Annotated in this window: 4 protein-coding genes; 1 reads left to right on the forward strand and 3 read right to left on the reverse strand. The window is 66.7% G+C overall.

Features of this window, described 5'->3' with window-relative positions:
- Positions 1-39: 39 nt before the first annotated feature.
- The 3 genes from QMX83_RS20125 to QMX83_RS20135 form a co-directional block, all read right to left on the reverse strand.
- Positions 40-267 carry a hypothetical protein gene (locus QMX83_RS20125; protein WP_125361847.1) on the reverse strand — a complete coding sequence of 76 codons (228 nt, stop codon included), beginning with the start codon at positions 265-267 and terminating at the stop codon, positions 40-42.
- A 111-nt stretch (positions 268-378) separates the two neighbouring features.
- Positions 379-1,503: an anhydro-N-acetylmuramic acid kinase gene (locus tag QMX83_RS20130; RefSeq protein WP_282298414.1), complete on the reverse strand. Its 1,125-nt coding sequence runs from the start codon at positions 1,501-1,503 to the stop codon at positions 379-381.
- Positions 1,504-1,586: 83 nt separating this feature from the next.
- Positions 1,587-3,047 carry a M23 family metallopeptidase gene (locus tag QMX83_RS20135; protein ID WP_282298415.1) on the reverse strand — a complete coding sequence of 487 codons (1,461 nt, stop codon included), beginning with the start codon at positions 3,045-3,047 and terminating at the stop codon, positions 1,587-1,589.
- A gap of 169 nt (positions 3,048-3,216) precedes the next feature.
- Between QMX83_RS20135 and tyrS the strand changes: the two genes are divergently transcribed.
- Entirely contained in the window at positions 3,217-4,428 is a 1,212-nt protein-coding gene (tyrS, locus tag QMX83_RS20140; RefSeq protein WP_282298416.1) for a tyrosine--tRNA ligase, read from the forward strand.
- Positions 4,429-4,949: the final 521 nt, after the last annotated feature.

Here is a 4,949-nt window from a genome sequence, read left to right on the forward strand (position 1 = left end):
CGCGCGGGTAGGGCGGGCCGTTGGCCGGCCCAAGGGGTCTCAGAAGGACTTCGCGTCCGGCAGCGCCTGCAGCGCCGCGATGGCATCGGCCAGCGCATCCACTTCGGGGTTCTGGAACCCATGGCGCACCTCCAGCTCGCTGGAGAACAGCCCCTGCTCCAGCAGCACCACGCAGGTGTACTCGCGCGTCCACCCGCGCGCCACGGCGACGCGGCGGATGCGTTCGTCGAGCAGCGGATCAAGATCGCGCAGCACCAGATCGGCCATGTGTTCTCCCCTTGCGTACAGCACCGCCCCCACGGCACAACAGCTGCGATCATGCGCCTGCCATCAGGCGCGGGCAATACGCCCGCGCCACGCCAGACCTGCTGCGTTCACCTAGGCCGGATGGATCGCCCCCAGAATCCGCGGCCCCTTGGCCCCGGTCACGCTCGGCAGATTGCCCGCCAGCCCGTCCAGCGTCTGCTGCGCCAGCCAGGCAAATCCCATCGCTTCCATGTAGTCCGGATCCAGCCCGTGCACCGCGCTGGACTCCACCACCACGCCCGGCAGGCGCGCGCTGAGCCGGCGCAGCAGCTGCGGGTTGCGCACGCCACCGCCACACACCAGCACGCGTCGGGCCTCGGGCAGATGCGCCAGCAGGGCGTTGGCCACGGTGGCGGCGGTCAGCTCCAGCAGCGTGGCCTGCACGTCCGCCGGTGCCAGCGCCCGCTGCCCCAGCGCGGCCAGCGCCCAGTCCAGGTGGAACTGCTCGCGCCCGGTGCTCTTCGGCGGGGGCAGGGCAAACCACGGTTCGGCCAGCCACTGCGCCAACAGGGTCTCGTCCACCCGTCCGCTGGCGGCGAATGCCCCGTCCGCATCGAACGGCACACCCCGGTGCTGCTGGCACCACGCATCCATCAGCGCATTGGCAGGGCCGGTATCGAAGCCACGCGGCACGCCGCCGCGGGGAATCAGGGTCAGATTGGCGATCCCGCCCAGGTTGAGGATCGCGCGATCCTCCTCGCTCTGGCCCAGCATCGCCAGATGGAAGGCCGGCATCAGCGGTGCCCCCTGGCCGCCTGCGGCCACATCGCGGCGGCGGAAGTCGGCCACGGTGGTGATGCCGGTCGCTTCGGCAATGCGGTTGGCATCGCCCAGCTGCAGGGTGAAGGCCGGGTCGGCCAGCGGTCGGTGGCGCACGGTCTGCCCATGCGAGCCGATCGCCCGCACCTGCGCCCGGTCCACGCCGCTGGCCTCCAGCAGCGCATGGGCGGCCGCGGCGAAGCTCAGGCCGATCTGGGCGTCGATCCGCCCCAGCGTATCCAGCGAATCCAGCCCGCCGCCTTCGCCCAGCGCGATCAACTCGGCACGCAGCGCCGGGTCCCAGGCGTGGGTGTGCCCGTGCACGAAGCGGCAGCCGCCGCTGGCAGGAAACTGCACCAGCGCGGCATCGATGCCATCGGCGCTGGTGCCCGACATCAGGCCCAGGTAAAGGGGGAGGGCAGGATCAACGGCAGTCATGAAAAAGGCGGGTCCCAAAAGAGAACCCGCCCATCATCGCAATCCCAGACCCGTAGAGCCACGCCCTGCGTGGCTGCACACCGTCAGCCGCGCGTGTTCTTCGCCGGCTTGGCCGCACTGGCCGTCGCCTTTTCCGGCTGCGCCTGCGGAGCCGGGCTGGCGTCGGCGTAGATCAGCTTCTCCATGCCCTGGATGCGGGCCAGCGCCGGTGCGGTCTGCGCGCGGAAGGCGACCAGTTCGGCTCCCTTCAGCGGCTCCGGCGGCGGCATGGTCACCGACAGCGGGTTGCGGTGCACGCCGTTGACGCGGAATTCGTAGTGCAGGTGCGGGCCGGTGGCCAGGCCGGTCGAACCCACGTAGCCGATCACCGTGCCCTGGGCCACGGTCTGGCCGGTGCGGATCTTGCCGAAGCGCGACATGTGCCCGTACAGCGTGGTGTGTCCTTTGCCGTGGTCCAGGATCACCACGTTGCCGTAGCCGCGCTGCACGCCGGCGAACTGCACGCGGGCGTCGCCGGCGGCCATGATCGGGGTGCCGGTACGCGCGGCGTAGTCCACGCCCTTGTGCATGCGCATCTTGCCCAGCACCGGGTGGCGGCGCGCGCCGAAGGTCGAGCTCAGGCGTGCGAAGGGGATCGGCATGCGGATGAAGCTCTTCTTCAGCGGCCGGCCGCTGACGTCGAAGTATTCCGACTTGCCGTTGCGATCAAAGCGGAAGCCGCTGTAGGTCTTGCCGTCAGAGGTGAACGTCGCGGCCAGGATCTTGCTGGTGTCCACCTTCTCGCCTTCGCGCCAGGTTTCATCCATCACCACGCTGAAGCGGTCGCCCGGCTGGATGTCCTTGGAGAAGTCGATGTCGTACTTGAAGATCTCGTCGGTCATCGTCGCAATCGCCGAAGGCGACAGCCCTGCCTTGCGCGCCGCCGCGTACAGCGAACTGGTGATCTCTCCGCTGGTCACGACCCGGCGGGTGGAGCTCTCGCGCTTGGTGACCTGCTCGCTGATCTTGCCGTCCTTCAGGCTCAGCTCCACGCGGTTGTCGCCGTCGCGGTTGTAGCGGATCGCCCGCAGGTCGCCCGAAAGCGGTACATCGAAGGCGATCTCGGTGCCGGGGCGCAGCTTCACCAGCGAATCGCGCACGCCCGGATGGTCCAGCACCTGGTGCATCACCGTCGCCGGGATGCCGGCCTGGTCGAACAGGTCGCTCAGGGTCTGGCCGCGCTGCACGCGCAGCACCTGCCAGCTGTCACCCGGGGTCTGGTTCTGGCGTTCGGCCGAGAGCGGCGGCAACGGCAGGGCCAGGGTGGAGTGGTCGGCCGAGTAGGGGCCATCGATGGTGTGCGAGAAGCCCGGCACAATGGTGGCCACCAGCGCGCCGATGGTGGCGAACAGGCTGGCGTGCATCCAATGGCGGCGGGTCCAGCGCTCGTTGAAGGCCGCCGGCAGGTGCTGCTTGAGCTTCCGATGGAGGGCAGTGTCGTGAAGAACGTGGAGACGTTCCTTGAAGCGCTGCTTGCGGGCGCGGCCTTGATCGGAGTTCAGCATCGTCGAGCGGTTCCTGGCTGACCCGGCAACTCGGGCCTAAACGCCGGTTACCATAGACAGGTATAAATATCGCGTCAAACCCTTGTGCCTATTGGATTTTGTGAAGCACTTGCGGTTAACTTGTACTTAACGTCATTCATATAAATACGGCACCGCCGGGAGTTGCAACGTGTCATCGATTGATCAAGCCCTTGCCCAGATCGGCCGCGGGGCCGATGAGATCCTCAAGATCGAGGAGCTGCGCCTGCGGCTGGAGGCGGGCCGCCCGCTGCGGGTGAAGGCAGGTTTCGACCCCACCGCACCGGACCTGCACCTGGGCCACACGGTGCTGTTGAACAAGCTGCGCCAGTTCCAGGACCTGGGGCATCAGGTCATCTTCCTGATTGGCGACTTCACCGGCATGATCGGCGACCCCTCCGGCAAGAACGTCACCCGCAAGCCGCTGAGCAAGGACGACGTGCTCGCCAACGCCCGCACCTATGAGGAGCAGGTGTTCAAGGTGCTGGACCGTGAGAAGACCGAAGTCCGCTTCAATTCCGAGTGGTTCGGCAAGATGGGCGCGGCCGACATGATCCGCCTGGCCGGCCAGCACACCGTGGCGCGCATGCTTGAGCGCGACGACTTCGCCAAGCGCTATGCCGCCCAGCAGTCCATCGCCCTCCATGAGTTCCTGTACCCGCTGGTGCAGGGCTACGACTCGGTGGCGCTGGAGGCGGACGTCGAGCTGGGCGGTACCGACCAGAAGTTCAACCTGCTGATGGGCCGTGGCCTGCAGGAACACTACGGTCAGAAGCCGCAGATCGTGCTGACCATGCCGCTGCTGGAAGGTCTGGACGGCGTGGCCAAGATGTCCAAGTCGCTCAACAACTACATCGGCATCAGCGAGCCGGCGATCGACATGGTCACCAAGACCATGAAGATCGGCGACGACCTGATGTGGCGCTGGATCGAGCTGCTGTCCTTCGACATCAGTCAGGCCGAAGCGCTGAGCCTGCGCGAGCAGGTCGAAGCCGGCAGCCTGAACCCGCGTGAGGTGAAGCTGCGCCTGGCCCGTGAGCTGACCACCCGCTTCCACGACGCCGACGCGGCCGAAATGGCCATTGCCGGCTGGAACGCCGCCGTGACCGGGCAGGGCGATGTCAGCCTGCTGCCGCTGCAGGAAGTGGTCATTCCCGCCGAAGGCCTGCGGATTGGCGCGCTGCTCACCGCCGCCGGCCTGACCCCCAGCAACTCCGAGGCGTCCCGCAAGCTCAAGGAGCGCGCGGTGAAGGTCAACGGTGAAGTAGTGGAAGACGCCCAGCTGGTGTTCAGCCCCGGCTTTGAAGGCCTGCTGCAGGTCGGCAAGCGCAACTTCGCCCGCGTCCTTCTGGTCGCCGCGTAACAACAACGGACGCCCGGGACACGGTGCCCGGGCTCCCTGGTAGCGCCGGCCGTTGGCCGGCCCAAGGGGTCTTCGGCCGCTCGGTGAAAAAAATTTCACCCAACCCCTTCCCAAATTCAGTCTTTCGGCACATACTTTCCCTCCCCCGACGCAGGGGCCACCGCAAGGCGGCCACAGCAACGGAACGGATCGCCAACTACCTCGAAAAAAGGTGTTGACGGAAACGAAAAGCCTGACATAATAGGCGGCTCGCTTCGACGAAAAGACCTCCGGGTCGCGCGACGAAGCAGCATCGGCAACAACGTCCACTTCGGTGAGGCGGCCCTCGAAAAAGGGTGTTGACGAAGCGGAAAAGCCGGCTATAATGGGCGGCTCGCAACGACGGAAACGTCGGGGCACACGGAGGAAGGCGCTGAGGCCGACTCCCAGGTTCTTTGAAAGTATGCGCAGGTATCTTGTGAAGGCGCCTGCAGGAAGGATGATTGTCCATCTTGCAGACGTTTGATCAAGCAACTATTAAT

Origin of the sequence: Stenotrophomonas sp. PS02289, from assembly GCF_029960115.1 — a bacterium.
GTDB lineage: Bacteria > Pseudomonadota > Gammaproteobacteria > Xanthomonadales > Xanthomonadaceae > Stenotrophomonas.

What these genes read in the sequence shown, in the direction of transcription:
- QMX83_RS20125 (WP_125361847.1), bottom strand. Translation starts at nt 267, where the DNA reads ATGGCCGATCTGGTGCTGCGCGATCTTGATCCGCTGCTCGACGAACGC.
- QMX83_RS20130 (WP_282298414.1), bottom strand. Translation starts at nt 1,503, where the DNA reads ATGACTGCCGTTGATCCTGCCCTCCCCCTTTACCTGGGCCTGATGTCG.
- QMX83_RS20135 (WP_282298415.1), bottom strand. Translation starts at nt 3,047, where the DNA reads ATGCTGAACTCCGATCAAGGCCGCGCCCGCAAGCAGCGCTTCAAGGAA.